At 45.6% G+C, this 18,753-nt stretch carries 27 protein-coding genes and 1 pseudogene; 25 read left to right on the forward strand and 3 right to left on the reverse strand.

Going from position 1 to position 18,753, the window contains the following annotated elements; translation table 11 throughout:
• The first annotated feature begins 78 nt into the window (after window positions 1–78).
• The 11 genes and pseudogenes from QJ036_RS11025 to QJ036_RS11075 all read left to right on the forward strand — a co-directional run bounded on the left by QJ036_RS11025 (window position 79) and on the right by QJ036_RS11075 (window position 8,505).
• Entirely contained in the window at window positions 79–1,047 is a 969-nt protein-coding gene (locus QJ036_RS11025; protein ID WP_283231439.1) for an aldo/keto reductase, read from the forward strand.
• A 187-nt stretch (window positions 1,048–1,234) separates the two neighbouring features.
• A pseudogene (locus QJ036_RS11030) lies at window positions 1,235–1,324 on the forward strand (IS200/IS605 family transposase); the annotation flags it as partial.
• 286 nt (window positions 1,325–1,610) lie between these two features.
• Entirely contained in the window at window positions 1,611–2,003 is a 393-nt protein-coding gene (locus QJ036_RS11035) for a BlaI/MecI/CopY family transcriptional regulator (RefSeq protein ID WP_283231440.1), read from the forward strand.
• Complete coding sequence (locus tag QJ036_RS11040; RefSeq protein WP_283231441.1) at window positions 1,984–3,357, forward strand: M56 family metallopeptidase; 1,374 nt, start codon at window positions 1,984–1,986, stop codon at window positions 3,355–3,357. The genes QJ036_RS11035 and QJ036_RS11040 overlap by 20 nt, the downstream gene beginning before the upstream one ends.
• An 85-nt stretch (window positions 3,358–3,442) precedes the next feature.
• Window positions 3,443–3,787, forward strand: a complete 345-nt coding sequence (locus QJ036_RS11045; protein WP_283231442.1) for a hypothetical protein — start codon at window positions 3,443–3,445, stop codon at window positions 3,785–3,787.
• Between the two features lie 79 nt (window positions 3,788–3,866).
• Window positions 3,867–4,997: a hypothetical protein gene (locus tag QJ036_RS11050; RefSeq protein WP_283231443.1), complete on the forward strand. Its 1,131-nt coding sequence runs from the start codon at window positions 3,867–3,869 to the stop codon at window positions 4,995–4,997.
• Window positions 4,998–5,008: 11 nt separating this feature from the next.
• Entirely contained in the window at window positions 5,009–5,812 is an 804-nt protein-coding gene (locus QJ036_RS11055; protein ID WP_283231444.1) for a hypothetical protein, read from the forward strand.
• A complete protein-coding gene (locus tag QJ036_RS11060) occupies window positions 5,805–6,659 on the forward strand; it encodes a hypothetical protein (RefSeq protein WP_283231445.1) in 855 nt (284 codons plus the stop codon). The genes QJ036_RS11055 and QJ036_RS11060 overlap by 8 nt, the downstream gene beginning before the upstream one ends.
• Window positions 6,660–6,680: 21 nt before the next feature.
• Entirely contained in the window at window positions 6,681–7,325 is a 645-nt protein-coding gene (locus tag QJ036_RS11065) for an ABC transporter ATP-binding protein (RefSeq protein ID WP_283231446.1), read from the forward strand.
• Window positions 7,326–7,444: 119 nt separating this feature from the next.
• A complete protein-coding gene (locus tag QJ036_RS11070) occupies window positions 7,445–8,005 on the forward strand; it encodes a hypothetical protein (protein WP_283231447.1) in 561 nt (186 codons plus the stop codon).
• On the forward strand, window positions 7,945–8,505 hold the full coding sequence (locus QJ036_RS11075) for a hypothetical protein (protein WP_283231448.1): 561 nt from the start codon (window positions 7,945–7,947) through the stop codon (window positions 8,503–8,505). Before QJ036_RS11070 ends, QJ036_RS11075 begins: the two co-directional genes overlap by 61 nt.
• An 86-nt stretch (window positions 8,506–8,591) precedes the next feature.
• On the opposite strand, the gene QJ036_RS11080 is transcribed toward QJ036_RS11075, so the two are convergent.
• The 3 genes from QJ036_RS11080 to QJ036_RS11090 form a co-directional block, all read right to left on the reverse strand.
• Window positions 8,592–9,698, reverse strand: coding sequence for an alginate O-acetyltransferase AlgX-related protein (locus QJ036_RS11080; RefSeq protein WP_283231449.1), 1,107 nt, complete (start codon window positions 9,696–9,698; stop codon window positions 8,592–8,594).
• An 11-nt stretch (window positions 9,699–9,709) separates the two neighbouring features.
• Window positions 9,710–11,113, reverse strand: coding sequence for an MBOAT family O-acyltransferase (locus QJ036_RS11085; protein WP_283231450.1), 1,404 nt, complete (start codon window positions 11,111–11,113; stop codon window positions 9,710–9,712).
• A gap of 74 nt (window positions 11,114–11,187) precedes the next feature.
• Window positions 11,188–11,796, reverse strand: coding sequence for a hypothetical protein (locus QJ036_RS11090; RefSeq protein ID WP_283231451.1), 609 nt, complete (start codon window positions 11,794–11,796; stop codon window positions 11,188–11,190).
• Window positions 11,797–12,234: 438 nt separating this feature from the next.
• Here QJ036_RS11090 and rpsJ point away from each other — a divergent pair, with 438 nt between their 5' ends.
• The 14 genes from rpsJ (at window position 12,235) to rplE (ending at window position 18,745) form a co-directional block, all read left to right on the forward strand.
• Window positions 12,235–12,552: a 30S ribosomal protein S10 gene (gene rpsJ / locus QJ036_RS11095; protein ID WP_283231452.1), complete on the forward strand. Its 318-nt coding sequence runs from the start codon at window positions 12,235–12,237 to the stop codon at window positions 12,550–12,552.
• Between the two features lie 102 nt (window positions 12,553–12,654).
• Window positions 12,655–13,287, forward strand: coding sequence for a 50S ribosomal protein L3 (gene rplC, locus QJ036_RS11100; RefSeq protein WP_283231453.1), 633 nt, complete (start codon window positions 12,655–12,657; stop codon window positions 13,285–13,287).
• A gap of 30 nt (window positions 13,288–13,317) precedes the next feature.
• Complete coding sequence (gene rplD, locus QJ036_RS11105; RefSeq protein ID WP_283231454.1) at window positions 13,318–13,938, forward strand: 50S ribosomal protein L4; 621 nt, start codon at window positions 13,318–13,320, stop codon at window positions 13,936–13,938.
• Window positions 13,938–14,237, forward strand: coding sequence for a 50S ribosomal protein L23 (gene rplW, locus QJ036_RS11110; protein ID WP_283231455.1), 300 nt, complete (start codon window positions 13,938–13,940; stop codon window positions 14,235–14,237). The genes rplD and rplW overlap by 1 nt, the downstream gene beginning before the upstream one ends.
• An 86-nt stretch (window positions 14,238–14,323) precedes the next feature.
• Window positions 14,324–15,166: a 50S ribosomal protein L2 gene (rplB, locus tag QJ036_RS11115; RefSeq protein ID WP_283231456.1), complete on the forward strand. Its 843-nt coding sequence runs from the start codon at window positions 14,324–14,326 to the stop codon at window positions 15,164–15,166.
• A 24-nt stretch (window positions 15,167–15,190) separates the two neighbouring features.
• On the forward strand, window positions 15,191–15,469 hold the full coding sequence (rpsS, locus tag QJ036_RS11120; RefSeq protein ID WP_283231457.1) for a 30S ribosomal protein S19: 279 nt from the start codon (window positions 15,191–15,193) through the stop codon (window positions 15,467–15,469).
• 29 nt (window positions 15,470–15,498) lie between these two features.
• The gene (gene rplV, locus QJ036_RS11125) at window positions 15,499–15,885 is read left to right on the forward strand and encodes a 50S ribosomal protein L22 (RefSeq protein WP_283231458.1); all 387 of its coding nucleotides are present in this window, start codon (window positions 15,499–15,501) and stop codon (window positions 15,883–15,885) included.
• 10 nt (window positions 15,886–15,895) lie between these two features.
• Complete coding sequence (gene rpsC, locus QJ036_RS11130) at window positions 15,896–16,546, forward strand: 30S ribosomal protein S3 (RefSeq protein WP_283231459.1); 651 nt, start codon at window positions 15,896–15,898, stop codon at window positions 16,544–16,546.
• Window positions 16,546–16,983, forward strand: a complete 438-nt coding sequence (gene rplP, locus QJ036_RS11135; protein WP_283231460.1) for a 50S ribosomal protein L16 — start codon at window positions 16,546–16,548, stop codon at window positions 16,981–16,983. Before rpsC ends, rplP begins: the two co-directional genes overlap by 1 nt.
• Window positions 16,973–17,176, forward strand: a complete 204-nt coding sequence (gene rpmC, locus QJ036_RS11140; RefSeq protein ID WP_147595167.1) for a 50S ribosomal protein L29 — start codon at window positions 16,973–16,975, stop codon at window positions 17,174–17,176. Before rplP ends, rpmC begins: the two co-directional genes overlap by 11 nt.
• 29 nt (window positions 17,177–17,205) lie before the next feature.
• Window positions 17,206–17,460, forward strand: coding sequence for a 30S ribosomal protein S17 (gene rpsQ, locus QJ036_RS11145; RefSeq protein ID WP_416388547.1), 255 nt, complete (start codon window positions 17,206–17,208; stop codon window positions 17,458–17,460).
• A gap of 30 nt (window positions 17,461–17,490) precedes the next feature.
• Window positions 17,491–17,859, forward strand: a complete 369-nt coding sequence (gene rplN / locus QJ036_RS11150; protein ID WP_191446617.1) for a 50S ribosomal protein L14 — start codon at window positions 17,491–17,493, stop codon at window positions 17,857–17,859.
• Between the two features lie 14 nt (window positions 17,860–17,873).
• Entirely contained in the window at window positions 17,874–18,185 is a 312-nt protein-coding gene (rplX, locus tag QJ036_RS11155) for a 50S ribosomal protein L24 (RefSeq protein WP_283231462.1), read from the forward strand.
• A 20-nt stretch (window positions 18,186–18,205) separates the two neighbouring features.
• Window positions 18,206–18,745: a 50S ribosomal protein L5 gene (gene rplE, locus QJ036_RS11160; RefSeq protein ID WP_283231463.1), complete on the forward strand. Its 540-nt coding sequence runs from the start codon at window positions 18,206–18,208 to the stop codon at window positions 18,743–18,745.
• The last annotated feature ends 8 nt before the right edge of the window (window positions 18,746–18,753 follow it).

The raw sequence follows: 18,753 nt of genomic DNA on the forward strand, positions 1-18,753 counted from the left end.
CAACATTTTGTATGGGAAAAAGAAAAATGTTATGATATACTAAATTCAGCTAAAATGTATTGTGAGGAGGAGATCGCAATGAAAACCATTAAAATCGGTGGAGTTTTGGAAGCTTCTGAAATGGCGCTCGGCTGCATGAGAGACTGCAGAATCCCGTTCGAGGACGCAGAAAAGCTGGTTCTTACTGCTGTTGACGAGGGTATTAACTTCTTTGACCATGCGGATGTATACGGAGCAGGTGCTTCCGAGGAGTATTTCGGCAGAATCCTGGAGAGAAATCCCGGTCTCAGAAATAAGATCCTGGTTCAGTCCAAGTGTGCTCTGATCCGTGATACAGAGAAGACTCTGTACATCGATACGACCAAGGAGCACATCATTGAATCGGTTGAGAACAGTATGAAGCGCTTGAAGGTTGATCATCTGGATACATTCCTTCTTCATCGTGCAGATACCCTGATGGAGCCCGATGATGTGGCAGAAGCCTTTGACATCCTTCATTCCAGCGGCAAGGTTCGTTATTTCGGTGTAAGCAATTTCAAGACCATGGATCTGATGTATTTACAGTCCTGCATCAATCAGCGGCTGATCATCAACCAGATGCAGCTCTCTGTCGCCCATACGACCCTGATCGACCCTACTGATTCTGTTCAGCTCAATGAGGCAGACAATGTCGACAGAAACGGCGGAGTTCTTACCTATATGAGAATGAACAAGATGACCGCACAGGCATGGTCTCCGTTCCAGGTTCGTTTCTACGGCGGCGTATTCATGAAGGACGATGGATATCCGATCCTCAACTCCGTAGTGAACAGAATGGCAGAGGAGAAGGGAGTATCTCCTTCCGCTATCGCCATTGCATGGATCCTGCGTCATCCCGCAAAGATCCAGCCGCTCATCGGCACTACCAACAAGGATCGTCTGAAAGACATCTGCACCGCTTCCAACGTAACCATTTCCAGAGAAGAATGGTACGAGCTGTACCGTGCAACTCTTTCTGATGAGAAGCGCGCTCAGGTTGGCAACTCCAATCCCAAGCCTGCAAAATAAAACAGAATATCCGGTGATACGGATTCCGCCGCTGTGCCTGAAGGCATGGCGGCGGATTTGTTATGTTACAGTAAAAATCCCCCCTGCACTGCAGGGGGGGAGGGAAACTCTTCAGATTGAAGAACTCTTGTGCTAGAATAAATGTGGGTCTGCAAAACCACAAATAAAAGAGCACAGGAGATCCAATATGGACAATAACAGTTTAGCTCATACCAAATGGGAATGTAAGTACCATATTGTAGTTGCCTCTAAATATCGTCGGCAAGTGATATCGGGCAGTTGTGGATGTGGTGCAGCTGGCAGGCCCTCAGTGCGCCTTCCGGGCGCAAGCAGGCAACAGCCCCTTATAGGAGCAGAACAAGCCACCGGTTAAGCTGGTGGTCTTGACTATGATGGATAAAAGAAAACGATTTGTTTGTTATAAGAATTAATGGTGGGAGAAAAACCAAAAAAAGTAATTATTATAAAGAATAATCGGAGACATGAAAAACTTCTTGTAAATATTATGCAGATATGATATATTTTAATTATAATTCAAATTATAAATGGAGATGAGAAATATAATGAAGATGCAGGAACTGCCGCCGACAGAATTAACGGTCATGAAAGCGATCTGGGATGCGGGAAAGCCGGTACATTTATCTGAAATCCACGTAATGCTGGAACGCTATGGGAAGGACTGGCAGTATCAAACGGTTTCTACCTATATACGGAGCTTGGTAAGACGGGGATTTTTGATTATGGAACAGGTAAAGGGAACCCGCGGTAAAGTATACCTGTATACACCGGCGATTAGCCAGGAAGAATACCTGGAATATACAATGGGGAAAATGGCACGCTTTTGGGGAAAGCACTCCCTGAAACCCATATTGTGTGCTTTACGGGAAAATGAAGAACTGACTGAGGAAGATATACAGGAACTACAGGGGTATCTACATGATTGCAATAATCGTTGAATGGTTTTTCTGGCTTGTACTGACTTCTTTAACAGGAAGTTTGGCTTATGGTTTGTGGAAAATAGCAGAGTCTATTTTGAAAAGAAAAAAGAAATATAGCTGGCTTTTTATATCAACACAGCTCGTTATTATTTTTTTTGCTTTTCCGATTATTTTTTTGAGCATTTATTTAAAAACGATAGATTGGAAAGGAGGAGCAATACTTGATGTCTTTTCTATTTCTCCTTTACTGTATGAAATACTATGCGTTTTATTCTGGATTTGGCTGGTTGGCTTTTTGATTGAAATGTGTCTTTATATAATTGAAAGACATGGAATGCGTAAAATCAAAAAGTATAATTTGTGTGTCCCTTATGATATTCGGACGTTATGCGATGAAATCCGGGTGGAAAATAAAATTCGGATTCAAGTTGAGGTTTTTTATAATCTGCACTGTAAAATACCGTCGGTGAGTGGAGTTTTCAGGCCAGTCATTATGTTGCCCGCAGAAGCGTTGGAAGGAGAAGCACTTAAGGTGATCCTGACCCATGAGCTGACTCATATTAAACATCACGATTTGTGGTGGAAATACGTCACTGCCTGGATCAGAAGGATCCATTGGTTCAATCCGGTGATTTCTGTGCTGATTAGAGATGTGTTTGAATGGAAAGAAACGCAATGTGATCTTGATGTATGCAGTTCTAGAAAAATAAGTTTTGAGCAATATTTCACGATTGTTATTGCAAATGCAGGAAACAAAAAGCAGCGTTCCTATTTATTTGCAATGACTCTAAGCGAAAGCAAAAACAGTATAAAAAGGAGGATGGAAAAGATGAACGGATATCGACGAGATAAGGAATGGAAACAATGGAGTGTTGTAGCACTATCTATATTGTTTGTGTGTATGATTTCTTTGACTTCCTATGCGGCTGGTGAAGGAATTTTGTATGGGTATCATGCACTGGTTGATGCTACAGAAGTTCTGGAGACAGAAGAATTGATTCCGATAGAAGAACTGGAGGAAGAGATTATTCCTGCAGGAACAAATTCCGGTGTGATTGAGATTGAACTGGAAGACGTCATGACATATTCGTCTGGTACAATTGATATGAGTATTCCGGTGAATGCGCTGATAAAAACATCATCCTTTTCTTGTGGTGTTGATGATGTGATTAATGTTACCGTTGGTGTGACACCTAATAATGTACCGACGAGAGTTGGTATTATAGAGCCGGACGGGATACGACGGGCAGTTACTTCTACCGGGATGATCATACATAATTTTTCTGTGAGAAAAGGTGGATTTCATCAGGTCTACGTTGAGAATTTATCGGGAGCTACAATTGCAGTGAGCGGTACATATCTTGTATATTGATTTAAATGGGGGTAATCCCCATTTAAATCAGGAATTAATTATTAATAATGCAGTTATAAATTAATAAAATGTGATTATTATTCAGATGAATAATAAAATATGCCTGAATGCGAGCTTAGGGGATTCTGTAAGTGTTCAAAAAGTGAACGATGGGGACCCGTATGGATATGTAACATCGGTAAAAAATGCAGATGGGTATGTGAGTAATACTATTGAAAACCATGGGGTTTCTTATGCGAGGATCTATAATAGAGACAATGCAAACAACAAGACTGATCCGTATTTTACATTTACAGATTATGAGCAGCGTAGAAGTGATACATACAATGGCGGAGCGTCATATGGGGGATACTATTATGTAAAGGCTGAGATTGCAGAATGTGATTTCACTGGAGCTGCGATGTATATGTGTTTCCGCTGGATTCCGTAATTATTATTTGCATAAAACATAGTAAATGATAAACCGAAGAAGACAAGCTCGCAGCTTCATTGGTTTGAGGAGGAAAACAATGATCACAGGTCTAAAGAAAAAAATGTTAACAGCTCTGGCGATAGTCATTGTCCTGGCTTTCTGTGGCTGCGGAAAGAAGGAGACAGACGCAGGGGAGAATGGACAGATCGGAGAAAAGTTTGAGACTGGGAAAGAAGAGGTAACAGACATAAAAAATGGCGATCTCATTTCTCGTGAAATCACAGGGAGGGTAAAACTGGAGGCTGTGGTGAAATTGCCGGAAGAAGGAATTGCAAATGTTGAAGAATGCCAGGTGCAGCAGGTGAAATTTGACGGAGAATCCATGCGTACCACCGTATTTCCGGAGCTTGCTTTGGAAGGCTGGATATATGACGAGCAATACGACAGTCATTATTGGAGAAGCAAAGAAAACAAAGATAATGCTGTGATCGGCAGTATAATCTCTTATAATAAAGAGCGTTGGTATGAAAATCGATTTTGCCTTCCCATGAGGGAAATAAACGGAACTTATGTGGTCAAAGACGATGAATATACGGAGGAACTTTTCTTTTCATCCAGAGAAGAAATCGCAGAAACTGCAAAGACCTGGCTGAAGGAGCGGGTGGGTATTACAGAAGTGGGCATAGAACGGATCTATTCAATTACCCATCAGGAAATGAAAAAAACAGAGGAACAGCAATATGTGGAAAACGGCACTGCGGGCGTCGGAAAGCCAGGAGAGAGCTTTGAATTAAAGACAACCTGGAGTGAAGCAGATGACTTTTATATGATTTTTCTAACGCGGGTGATCAATGGCCTTCCGCTTCTCACAGGAGATTATGTGAGACAGGATGAAGTTTATTTGCCAAATGGAAGGATTACCCTGTGCTATGCAGAAGAGGGACCGATCAATATAGATATTCCCTGGGATTATAAAATATTGGGGAGAAAGACAGCAAAGTTATGTCCGATGGAAATGGTTTATGAGTCTCTTCAGAGGAAGTTTGAAAGGACAATCACCGCAGATGTTTTGATTGATGAGATGCAGTTGATCTACTTTCCCTATCCGGTCGACATCGAGGAACGGGTCTATGATTTGATTCCTGCCTGGAAGTTTTCGTTTTCTGATTATGGTATGGAAAAATTCGTTTATATCAATGCCATAGATGGGATAGAGATCATAGAGTGAGGGGATGAGTTATGGGATTTTTTCGTATGCTGAGTTCCGATATAAAACGTTTGTTTCTCTCTAAACGTTTTTATATGACGATTGTGCTGGTGATCGTCCTGTATTTGTTGACGGTCTGTACAGAATTGGGAATGGCACGGGAATTATTTTACATGATAGATGTTCGGCATGGGCTGGGGGCCTTTTTGCTTGCAATGACCATATTGTCTCCGATACCGTATGGATTAAGTTATCAGGAAGATATTTCACACAATTACGCTTATGGGATAGAAATTAGGGTGAGTCATAGGAAATATTGCTGGGCAAAGGTGATCGCGACAGCAGTGGGAACCTTTCTGAGCGTGTTCTGCGGCTATATGATTATCTGTGGGATATTGAGTTTCTTTCATCCGCTTATATCGGATATTGCCATAGGAAATATGCAGGTGAATTATCAGGCGGGGGTGTTGGATCCGTATCAGAAATATTTCATATGGGGACATCCTGTTTTTTATTTTGTAAGCACGTTTGCAACAGAAGCGGCAGCATATTCTTTCATGGCCGTGTTTACATTGATGGTTTCCACTAAAGTACGAAATGTCTTTATTCTACTATCAGTACCAGCCGTGCTTTATTATGGAAATATTGTGCTTTGTGATATCCTGAAACTTCCTGCCATTTTTCGATGGAATAATACCATGAAATTAGGATTACGGGTATTTTCGTCCGATCCCGTCATAGTGCTTTTGGAAACTATTGTATACTTTGCAATCCTTATTTTTCTGGCGGGACTGGTTTTTAACTGGCTGACAGAAAGGCGGCGTTTTCATGGATAAAATATATAAAAGTCTTCGTATCTGTGGAATCCACTTGAGGAAAATGCTTGGAAATCCACGGTTTTATATTGCATTTCTGTGGTTTGTGTTTCTTATATACTTCTATGTGTCAAAAGTAAAATCGTTTTCCATAGAGACAGGGATTAAAGTATCCCCATGGCTTTTCCCGCTTTTGCTGAATCAGGCCGGAAACCAACTTTTTGTGATCATAGGTGCCCTTTTGCTGTTCTGTGATGCTCCTTTCATCAATGAGACCACCGCCTGGCAGATGATGAGGGCAGGCAAGAGAAGCTGGTTTTGGGGGAGTATGCTGTATATCTCCGTGCTGTCATTGATTTATTCAGTAGGGCTTTCGGTGATTCCAAATCTTATGCTATTTCCACGTGTTACATGGATGGAGGACTGGGGGCAGATTTTAGGTGCCCTGGCGCAGTCCAGCGCCGCTTCGCAGCTTGGAATCATAAATCTGGATTATGGTCTTATGGTGCGCTTTATGCCCTGGCAGGCTATGTGTTTGAAGATACTGGCAGTATGGTTGAATACCGTGTTGATCGGAGAATTGTGCTATGTGTTTAATGTATGGCTGAGGTGGGGGAGTGGTCCTCTTGCAGGAATGATGATGGGGCTGACTCCGTACCTGATTTTGCGGCTTCCGAATTTCAGAGTTGGTTATTATCTGGCACCTCCGGCATGGATGAACCTCAGCATGTACAGTTGGAATGGGTATGGAACATTTCCTTCTCCTGCCTATATTTATACGACATTTGCAGTTTTGATTCTGGGATGTGTGATATTTTCTTATATTGGTATTAAGAAAAAGGACGTAATACCAACGGAAGATCTGTAAAAGAATGAAATGGAGGAAACGATGTCATATAAAATAGAAGTGTGTCATGTGACAAAAAAATTCAAAGAATACAAGGCGCTGGATGATGTATCCCTGCAGTTTGAGGAAGGAAAAATCCATGGGATCATCGGGCGAAATGGCAGCGGGAAAACGGTTTTGTTCAAATGTATCTGCGGTTTGATAAAGGTGGATAAAGGTGACATTCTTGTGGATGGAAAAAGGATCGGAAAAGAACTAGAATTCCCGACGGATACGAGAGTCATCATTGAAAATCCGGGATTTTTGCCTGGATACAGCGGATATCAGAACCTGAAATTTTTAGCAGACATTCAAAATAAAATTAAAAAAAAAGATATCGAGGCAGTGATGGAGCGGGTAGGTCTGGATCCGAAGAGCAAAAAGCATGTGGGAAAATATTCTCTTGGAATGAGACAGCGCCTTGGGATTGCCCAAGTGATCATGGAAGAACCGTCTTTGCTCATTATGGATGAACCGATGAATGGCCTGGATAATCAGGGGGTCAGAGAAATGCGTGACTTGTTTTTACAATTGAAAGAGCAGGGAAAGACAATCCTGTTGGCAAGTCACAACCGAGAAGATATTTCTGTGCTTTGCGACACTGTTGTGGAAATCGATCATGGAAGAATTGTAAAAGGGAATATATGAGTTTCTCGGACTTCGTATGAAAAAAGTAAAATAAAATTTTCTGCCGGGATAGCAAAAACTATCGCTTCCATGTTATAATGAACGCAGATAAAAATCCGGCGGAAGAGGAGTGGATAGGTATGGAAGAGAATTATGGCGGTCAGAATCAGTATGATCAGCAGTATGGCCAGCAGCAGTACGGTGAGCAGAATCAGTATAGCCAGCAGGGGCAGTACGGTCAGCAGCATCAGTATGGTCAGCAGGGGCAATATGGTTGGCAGCAGTACGGCGAGCAGAATCAATATGGCCAGCAGGGGCAGTATGGTTGGCAGCAGTACGGTGAGCAGAATCAATATGGCCAGCAGGGGCAGTATGGTCAGCAGTATGGGTGGCAGAATTCCTATAGAAATGAGCAGTGTGACATGACTCCGGCCAGACAGGCAGTGAAGGATTGCGTGAATTCTCCGCTTTATGTAGTGATGGCAGCACTTTATACGGCATCGCTGGTCTTTTCTGTGATTCAGGTTTTTAGAGGTAACAGTGCAGTTACAGGTACTATAAATGGGGTGGGTTCCACTCATTTTACTATTGTGCTCAGTCTCCTGGCAATGATTCCGGCAATCCTGATCGGCATCGGTCTGTGGATGTTCTACAGTGGCTGCAGGGAAAGGGAGCGCCAAAGGCATCGGGACTTTCTCTGATCAACGGAGGAGTCATTACTCTGATCGTCCTTGTTTCTATCCTTGGCGTGCTGATGATGTTTGGACTTGGATTATATCTTTCAGAGTTGAGTCGATGGGGATTTTTCAGCGGCTACGGCACATCGAGCAGTGTCCGTGCGGCCCGGGTTGTGCTTCCCCTGGTGGTAATCATTGTGATTGCATTATTTGTCCTCATGATCGTTTATCTGGCCAAGGGGCTGAAAACCAACAAAGTCGTGATCCGGATCTGTGAGACCGGATGGCCTCATAAAAAGCTTTCCATGTATGTGGTGGTGATGAACTTTGTCTGTCTGGCTCTGGAAGTGCTTCTTATTGTGGCAGGTGTTTCTGTTTTGTCTGCATCCGGTATCTATTTGGGAGGCGTTGACGTGAAGTGGGATGTTATGATGATTCTTCAGACCCTGGTGGGAATGGCAGAGCTTGTTCTGATCAGTGTAAATATTCTGAAGCTCAGAGGAAGACTTATAAGCGGCAGATAGAATCGGTTAACAGGATTAAAACTTATGGGGCTGTTGTGAAAGCAGATCGATGTGATCTGCCGGGCAGCAGCCCCCTTTTTATTCCACTATTTTAATGCCAGACTGTTGTTTAAGAGCAGTGTGCTGTAAAGAAACAGTATATCCTGATTATCGAAGGAGAGAAATTGGTCAAGCAGGTCGCTTCGGATATAGCGGATATCCACAAGGGTGATTTTGGAGTAACCGCTCACCAGGAGGGGAACCAGACTGCTTCCGAAGGAATCGCGGAAGACGATCAGTTCCCGGTCGACAGGACCGGAGGGATTTTCAATTGTCAGGAGAGCACTGGACCCGGAAAGAAAGAGTTCATAGGGATCCCTTCCGAGGGCGGCTTTCGGATCGTACATGAAACTGTTTTTCGGTGAACCGGTGTCCCAGTCGGTCACGATAGAGTTATTCAGAAGGTCATTGGTCAGAAATCGGAGGGTGTCCGGCTTCAGAGGAAGTGCTGACTGTCCGCAATATACACCGTAAAACGGCTCCTCCACAGTGACCGTTTCATAGTCGTGGGAAAGCGTGGTGCCCATGGCTTCTGCCAGTCTGTCAGCTGCGGGAATCAGAGTTTCCTGCCTCCAGTGGGTATCTGTCCGATAATAGTTTTCCAGGGAAAGCAGAGGGAAAAGATCAACATATTCCATATAGGAGGTTTTTTCCTGCATATAGGAGACAAGAGCGGAATAATCCATGGACAGATAACCGTTCGTTCCGGCAAGGAAACAGTTTTTGTCAGGCACGATGGAGAAATACAGCTTCACATCTTTATCTTCCAGATACGTGTTGTAAAGATACTGAAACCGCTCGGCTGCATGGTCGAGCATTTTTGTGTTCACAGGGTATTCCAGCCGGGAGGCATATCCGTGTTTCGCATAATAGCCGTTGTTGTCCTTCTGATGGAACAGATGGAGGGCGGAGAATGCCTTGGCAGATCGGAAGCTGTCCCGGAAGGGAAACTGATCTCCGGCATAATCCTCAAATTGGGTCATAAAACTGCCGGAGAGGAGGGAATCGGCGGTCAGCTCCGGTCTGGAAGCCAGAACACGGCGCTCATCCTCGGAATAAGCTGTCTCTTTTTTTAAGAGGCAGAGAGCGGAAAGCCCGAAGAGCAGGATAGCCATGGGAATGACCATCAGAAGATTCTGAGCCTTTTTATTCATGAGAGTACCTCCTAAAAACGGAAATAAAGAAACGGGTTGAAGGAGCCGTCCACCAGGTAACCGGTCATGACAAGGAGCAGGATGCCGAGAAAAAGCGGCTCAAGAAACGGAAAGCTCCATTGACCCCGTTTCGTGGAACGGAGCTTCGCTGCCAATCGGGCCGGCAGAGGCGTTGCCCCTATGGCTGCAATCAGAAAAAGAAACAGATAACTCTTCATATAATAAAGGGCCTCTGCCGACCATATGGGCAGGGAACCGGAACCGAACATGGCTCCTATGAGGCGGAAGGCTTCCGGGAGACTTGCAGCATCAAAAATGACAAAGCCGATCATGACAAAAAACAGGACAAGGATATGGCAGACAGCTTTTGGAAACTTCGGATACCGGTGCGTATTCCAGAGCTTTTCGATCATCAGAAGCGCTGCAAAATAAAGTCCCCACACGATAAAATTCCAGGAGGCTCCGTGCCAGAAACCGGTGAGGAACCAGACCACCAGAAGATTGCGGAGCCATTTGGCGAAGGAGACACGGTTTCCTCCGAGGGGAATATAAATGTAATCACGAAACCAGGTGCCGAGGGAGATATGCCATCGGCGCCAGAATTCGGAAATACTTGCCGAAAGATAGGGATAATTGAAATTCTCCGGGAATTCAAAACCAAAGATCCTGCCGAGACCGATAGCCATATCGCTGTAGCCGGAGAAATCGAAATAGATCTGCAGGGTGAAGGAAACGGCATAGATCCAGACAAAAAGTACTGAGCTGTCGCCGGATTCCCGGAAAAGGCTGCACAGCTCTCCAAGGGTGTTTGCCAGAAGTATCTTCTTTCCCAGACCGAGAACGAAACGGCGGATGCCTGAGGCGAGTTTTTCCAGTGTATGGCGGCGGCTTTTTAACTGTTCGGCGATGGTACTGTAGCGGACGATGGGGCCGGCGATCAGCTGGGGAAACATGGACACATAAGCGGCCAGGGCAACGGGATTTTTCTGGGCACAGGTGTCACCGCGGTAAACATCGATGGTATAGCTTAAGACCTGAAAGGTGTAAAAGCTGATTCCCACAGGAAGAGAAAGACGCAGGAGAGGCATGGAGAGACCTGTAACGGCGTTGAAATTCTCAATGAAAAAGTCGGCGTATTTAAAATAAAGAAGAATTCCCGCATGAACGATCACGGAAAAGAGAAGGAAGAGGCGGGAGGCCTGCCTTCCCCGATATTTTTCAATGATCAGACCGAAGAAGTATCCGGACAGGATAGTGAAGACCATAAGCAGGACATACTTTGGCTCGCCCCAGCCGTAAAAAGCAAGACTGATGAGAAGCAGGGCTCCGTTTTTCAGAAATCCGGGAACGGCGAAATAAAGGATCAGGGCAGCAGGAAGAAAATAATAAAGAAAAGGAAGACTGGAAAATACCAAAACGTCACCTCCGTTTTGACAGATGAAAAACGGGCGCGGAAACTGCCGCGCCCGCAGGCTGTGCCTGTGAATGGTTATGATTCAAAGGATTTTGGACACATCACGAAAAATACAGTGTTACCTACAGAATGGACAACAAGCTCCTCTGCTTCCGTGCAGATATTCCATCTGAGGTCGGCGTTATCCTTTAAAAGCCCGGTGAAACCGTCAATGTCAGCATCGTCTTCCAGGACAAAGATATAACCCACGAAGGGAATGGTGCCGATCATGGGGGAGAACATGACACCCTCTTGAAAACCGGTGATCTCTGCGTTCCCGAAGCCTGTCAGAAGTCCCGGCTCAACAGCCATAGATGCTCCTGCGAAGGGAATGATCGGATTGGTAATCAGCGCATCTGCAATGGCCTGAGCACCTTTGCCGGCGTCCTCTGTCATCTGTTTTTCAAAATCGGCCAATAAAGTCTGTCCAACTGTGACAGAATCTGTCGCAGAGGCGGAAGAGGATTCCTGGGAAGCAGAGCTTTCTGTTTCCGCTGCTGTTGTCTCATCCGTCGTTGTCTCAGGCACTTCTGTATGCTCGGTGGACGCAGCGGTGGTTTCTGCAGTCTCGCCGGTATCTTTTTTGCAGGCGGAAAGGGAAATAATCAGTGCCGCTGTGAGTAAGATGCAAATCAGTTTCTTCATTATTATATACACTCCTTAAAATAATATACTGCCGACGGTCGGGGCATTCCGCCGGGCCTTCATTTTACCATAGAGCATAAGAAAATACAATAGTGAAAGAGGGAGGAAAAAACTGGAGCATCAGGCACTTATTCCGCAGATTTTGTATGAAAAAAAGAACAAGAAAAATCCCTTGCATTTTTTGATGGTTTCATGTATAATGTATCGTGCTGTGGCATGATAGCGATGAAGCGTGAGGTTGCTGCCCACCGTGGCAGGTTTTCCGTGGAGCGAATGTCAAGTTAGGAAACTGGCGACAAGTCACTGTACAGATTGAATCATCTACAAATCACAAGAAGTAGAAATGACGTGTGAGCCTTTAGGACACACACGGGAAAGTGTACAGTCACCGCTTGTCGTACTTACATTGAAAAGTGCGAAAAGGAGGCGACTTTTTTTATGGCAAGTCAGGTAATGAGAATCACATTGAAGGCTTATGACCACCAGCTGGTAGATCAGTCCGCTGGCAAAATCATCGAAACTGTAAAGAAAACCGGATCTCAGGTGAGCGGACCTGTGCCACTGCCCACCAAGAAGGAGGTTGTAACTATCCTTCGTGCAGTACACAAGTACAAAGATTCCAGAGAGCAGTTCGAGCAGAGAACTCATAAGAGACTCATCGACATCACGGCACCCACTCAGAAGACCGTAGATGCCCTTTCCAGACTGGAAATGCCTGCCGGTGTTTACATCGACATCAAGATGAAAACAAAGTAATTAAATCAAAAATCCAGAATTGGTTTCGGCCTGTTCTAGGATGATTGCCCTTGACGAACAGTCATGTTGGTAATCCGCTGTAGAATAACAGGAGGTAAAAGAATGAAGAAAGCGATTTTAGCAACAAAAGTCGGAATGACTCAGGTCTTCACCGAAGACGGAGCTCTCATTCCTGTAACTGTACTTCAGGCTGGTCCCTGCGTGGTTACACAGGTTAAGACAGTTGAGAACGACGGTTACGCAGCAGTACAGGTTGGTTTTGCAGACATCAGAGAGAAACTGGTGAATAAGCCTGTAAAGGGACAGTTTGACAAAGCAGGCGTGTCCTACAAGAGATATATCAGAGAGTTCAGGTTCGAGAATGCGGAAGACTATAAGGTGGCAGACGAGATCAAGGCTGATATCTTTGCAGCAGGCGACAAGGTTGACGCAACCGCAATCTCCAAAGGTAAAGGCTTCCAGGGCGCCATCAAGCGTCACGGACAGCACAGAGGACCCATGGCTCACGGTTCCAAGTTCCATCGTCATGCAGGTTCCAACGGCGCAGCATCCGATCCCAGCAAGGTATTCAAGGGAAAGAAGATGCCCGGTCAGATGGGTAACAAGAAGATCACCATCCAGAATCTGGAAGTTGTCCGCGTAGATGCAGAGAACAACATCCTTCTGGTAAAGGGTGCAGTACCCGGACCGAAGAAGTGCTTAGTAACAATCAAGGAAACTGTAAAAGCAGTTTAATGTTTTTACGAGGAAAGGAGGAACACACAAATGGCAAACGTATCTGTTTACAATATGGAAGGCAATGAAGTTGGCACTTTAGAGCTTAACGATGCCGTGTTCGGTGTAGAAGTAAACGAACACCTGGTACACATGGCCGTAGTCAGCCAGCTTGCAAATAATCGTCAGGGAACACAGAGCGCCAAAACACGTTCCGAAGTGAGCGGCGGCGGAAGAAAGCCCTGGAGACAGAAGGGAACCGGTCATGCAAGACAGGGTTCAACAAGAGCTCCTCAGTGGACCGGCGGCGGAGTGGTATTCGCTGTAAAACCCAGAGAGTACACCATCAAGCTGAACAAGAAGGAGAGAAGACTGGCTCTCAAGTCCGCTCTGACCTCCAGAGTGGCTGAGAACAAATTCATCGTTCTTGACGAGCTGAAGCTTGATGAGATCAAGACAAAAGCAATGAAGAAGGTTCTTGACAACCTGAAAGTAGAGAAGGCTCTGGTTGTGATGAATGAGAAGGATGAGAATGTGATCAAGTCCGCAAACAACCTGAAGGGCGTTAAGACAACACTTACCTCTACCATCAATGTATACGATATTCTGAAATACAACACAGTCGTTACTACAAAGGCTGCTGTTGCCGCAATCGAGGAGGTGTACGCATAATGGCTGATATTAAGTACTATGACGTAATCCTGAAACCGGTAGTTACCGAGAAGTCCATGAATCAGATGTCTGAGAAGAAGTACACATTCCTGGTACATGTGGACGCAAACAAGAGCATGATCAAAGAGGCCGTTGAGAAGATGTTTGCAGGCACCAAGGTTGCTTCCGTAAACACCATGAACTGCGACGGCAAAGAGCGCAGAAGAGGCCGCGATGTCGGCAAGACGGCTGCCACCAAGAAGGCAATCGTAAAACTGACCGCTGACAGCGCAGATATTGAGATTTTTGAAGGCCTGTAAGCCGAACGCGCAAATAACTATACGGCACATACGCCGTGATAACAAAACACACTCGACAGAGTTGTACAGCAGAAAGGAGTAAGGAAATGGGAATTAAGACATACAATCCCTATACACCTTCCAGAAGAAATATGACCGGCTCTGATTTCTCCGAGATCACCAAGACGACTCCCGAGAAATCCTTAGTAGTTTCTCTTAATAAGAACTCCGGCCGTAACAATCAGGGTAAGATCACAGTAAGACACCGCGGAGGCGGTTCCAGAAGAAAATACAGAGTCATCGACTTCAAGAGAAGAAAGGATGGCATCCCCGCAACAGTAATTGGTATCGAGTACGATCCCAACAGAAGCGCAAACATCGCCCTCATCTGCTACGCAGACGGCGAGAAAGCATATATCCTGGCTCCCGAGGGACTGAAGGATGGCATGAAGGTTATGAGTGGTGAGCATGCCGAGGCAAAGATCGGCAACTGCCTGGAGCTCAAGGACATCCCCATCGGTACTCAGGTTCACAACATTGAGCTGTATCCCGGTGCAGGCGGACAGATGGTTCGTTCCGCAGGCGTAAGCGCACAGCTCATGGCAAAGGAAGGCAAATATGCCACTTTAAGACTTCCTTCCGGCGAAATGAGAATGGTTCCCATCATCTGCCGCGCAACCATCGGCGTTGTAGGCAACGGCGAGCATTCCCTGATCAACATCGGTAAGGCAGGACGTAAGCGTCACATGGGCATCCGTCCCACAGTTCGCGGTTCCGTTATGAACCCCAACGACCATCCTCACGGCGGTGGTGAAGGCAAGGCTGGTATCGGTCGTCCCGGTCCCTGCACTCCTTGGGGCAAGCCTGCTCTGGGCCTTAAGACCAGAAAGAAGAATAAGCAGTCCAACAAGTTGATCGTAAGACGTCGCGATGGCAAGACCATTAAGTAATTCGGATAAGAAGGAGGTAAACCAATGGCACGTTCATTGAAAAAAGGACCGTTTGCAGATGCTCATTTATTAAAGAAGGTAGATGAGATGAACGCAGCAGGACAGAAGCAGGTTATCAAGACCTGGTCCCGCCGTTCCACCATTTTCCCGCAGATGGTTGGACATACAATCGCAGTTCATGACGGCAGAAAACATGTTCCGGTATATGTTACCGAGGATATGGTAGGCCATAAGCTTGGTGAGTTCGTTGCAACCAGAACCTACAGAGGTCACGGCAAGGACGAGAAGAAATCCAAGCGCTGATCGTGAAATAGAGAAAGGAGGTTTTATCCATGGCTAAGGGACATAGAAGCCAGATTAAGAGACAGAGAAACGAGAACAAAGATACCAGACCTTCAGCAAAGCTGTCTTTCGCCAGAGTATCTGTTCAGAAAGCATGCTTCGTATTAGACGCCATCAGAGGCAAGGATGTGCAGACTGCACTTGGTATTGTCACCTACAATCCCAGATATGCTTCTACTTTAATAAAGAAATTGCTTGAGTCAGCAATCGCAAATGCTGAGAACAACAACGGTATGAACCCTGAGAAGCTTTACGTAGAAGAGTGCTACGCAAACAAGGGACCGACCATGAAGAGAATCAAACCGAGAGCACAGGGCAGAGCTTACAGAATCGAGAAGAGAATGAGCCACATTACCGTTGTGCTTAATGAAAGATAAGGAGGGCAATATGGGACAGAAAGTTAATCCTCATGGCTTAAGAGTCGGTATTATCAAAGACTGGGACTCTAAATGGTATGCGGAAGCTGATTTTGCCGACAACCTGGTAGAGGACCATAAGATCAGAGTGTTTCTGAAGAAAAAATTATACAGCGCCGGCGTTTCCAAGATCGAGATCGAGAGAGCGTCTGACCGCGTAAAGGTAATTATCTATACAGCAAAGCCCGGTATCGTGATCGGTAAGGGCGGTGCAGAGATCGAAAAGTTAAAGGCTCAGGTTCAGAAGATGACTGACAAGAAGCTTTTCATCGACATCAAGGAAGTTAAGAGACCCGACAAGGATGCACAGCTGGTAGCAGAGAGTATTGCTCTTCAGCTTGAGAACCGTATTTCCTTCCGCCGTGCCATGAAGTCCACCATGGCAAGAACCATGAAGGCCGGCGCACTGGGAATCAAGACCTGCGCTTCCGGACGTCTGGGCGGTGCTGATATGGCCCGTACCGAGTTCTACAGCGACGGTACCATCCCGCTGCAGACCCTGAGAGCAGACATCGATTATGGTTTCGCCGAAGCAGATACCACCTACGGCAAGGTTGGCGTAAAGGTTTGGATTTACAAAGGCGAAGTTCTTCCAGCTAAGAAGGAAGGGGGAGCTAAATAATGTTAATGCCTAAGAGAGTTAAACGTCGTAAGCAGTTCCGCGGAACCATGGCAGGAAAAGCCATGAGAGGCAACAAGATCACCAATGGTGAGTTTGGTCTTGTAGCTGTTGAGCCCGCATGGATCAAATCCAATCAGATCGAGGCTGCCCGTGTTGCCATGACCAGATACATCAAGCGTGGCGGTAAAGTTTGGATCAAGATTTTCCCCGATAAGCCCGTAACTACGAAACCGGCTGAAACCCGTATGGGTTCTGGTAAAGGCTCACTGGAGTACTGGGTTGCAGTTGTAAAACCCGGCCGTGTGATGTTTGAAATTGCAGGTGTAGCCGAGGAGACAGCCAGAGAAGCATTACGTCTTGCTATGCACAAGCTGCCAGTAAAATGTAAGATCGTTTCTCGCGCAGATTTAGAAGGCGGTGATAACAGTGAAAATTAATAAGTATGTAGAAGATTTAAGGACAAAGTCCGCTGCAGAATTAAATGAAGAATTAGTAGCTGCTAAGAAGGAACTTTTCAACCTGAGATTTCAGAACGCAACCAACCAGCTGGATAACACAAGCAGAATCAAAGAGGTTCGCAAGAACATCGCCAGGATTCAGACCGTGATTACCGCAAAGGCTGCTGAGTAGTCATACGCGCTATGAAAGGAGAAAAATCCGTGGAAAGAAATTTGAGAAAGACCCGTACCGGTAAGGTTGTAAGCGACAAGATGGAAAAGACTATCGTAGTTGCAATTGAGGACCATGTAAAACATCCTTTATACGGTAAAATCGTAAAGAGAACCTACAAGCTGAAGGCACATGATGAGAACAATGAGTGCGCAATCGGCGATACTGTTAAAGTAATGGAAACGAGACCTTTGTCCAAGGATAAGAGATGGAGACTTGTCGAGATCATCGAAAAGGCGAAATAAGCTTTTCATCCGACTGAAAGGAGAATTAACATGATTCAGCAGGAAACAAGACTGAAGGTGGCTGACAATACCGGCGCCAAAGAGCTCCTTTGCATCCGTGTAATGGGCGGTTCCACCAGAAGATATGCAAGTATTGGCGATGTAATCGTTGCTTCGGTTAAAGATGCAACACCTGGCGGTGTTGTAAAGAAGGGTGATGTCGTGAAGGCCGTAGTTGTACGTACCGTAAACAGCACCCGCCGTAAGGACGGTTCCTATATCCGTTTCGACGAAAATGCTGCTGTCATCATCAGAGATGACAAGACCCCCAGAGGAACCCGTATTTTTGGGCCTGTGGCAAGAGAGCTCCGTGAGAAGCAGTTTATGAAGATTGTTTCCCTGGCTCCCGAAGTATTATAAGGAGGGGCGAAAAAATGGCAACTATGAAGATTAAGAAAGGCGATATGGTCAAAGTTATCGCCGGCAAGGATAAGGATAAGGAAGGCAAGGTTATCAAGGTTGACCATGTGAATGGCCGCGTGATCGTTGAGGGCGTGAATATGCTGACAAAGCATACAAAGCCCAGCGCTCAGAATCAGCAGGGCGGTATCGTTAACATGGAAGGTGCCATTGACGCTTCCAACGTTATGTATCTTCACAATGGCAAGGTAACCAGAATCGGTTTTACCGAGAAGGACGGAAAGAAGGTCCGTGTTGCCAAGTCTACCGGTGAAGTAATCGACTAATCAGAAAGGAGGTCAGGAAAGTGAGTAGATTAAAGGAGTTATACAATAGCGAGATCAAAGACGCTATGGTGAAGAAATTCGGCTACAAGAACGTAATGGAAATTCCGAAGCTCGAGAAGGTTGTCATCAACATGGGCGTTGGCGAAGCCAAGGAAAATGCCAAGATTCTTGATACAGCTGTTAAGGATATGGAGACCATCACCGGACAGAAGGCTGTTCTTACAAAGGCCAAGAAGTCTGTTGCAAACTTCAAGATCAGAGAGGGGATGGCCATCGGCTGCAAGGTTACTCTTCGCGGCGAGAAGATGTATGAGTTCGTTGACCGTCTTGTAAACCTGGCACTGCCCCGTGTACGTGACTTCCGCGGTGTGAACCCCAATGCGTTCGACGGCAGAGGAAACTATGCGCTCGGTATCAAGGAGCAGCTGATTTTCCCTGAGATTGAATACGATAAGGTTGATAAGGTAAGAGGTATGGACATCATCTTTGTTACAACTGCAAAGACCGATGAGGAAGCCCGTGAACTTTTGAGATTATTCAATATGCCTTTTGCGAAATAATTAGGAGG

Source organism: Fusibacillus kribbianus (assembly GCF_030053595.1).
GTDB classification, from domain to species: Bacteria; Bacillota; Clostridia; order Lachnospirales; family Lachnospiraceae; genus Lientehia; species Lientehia kribbiana.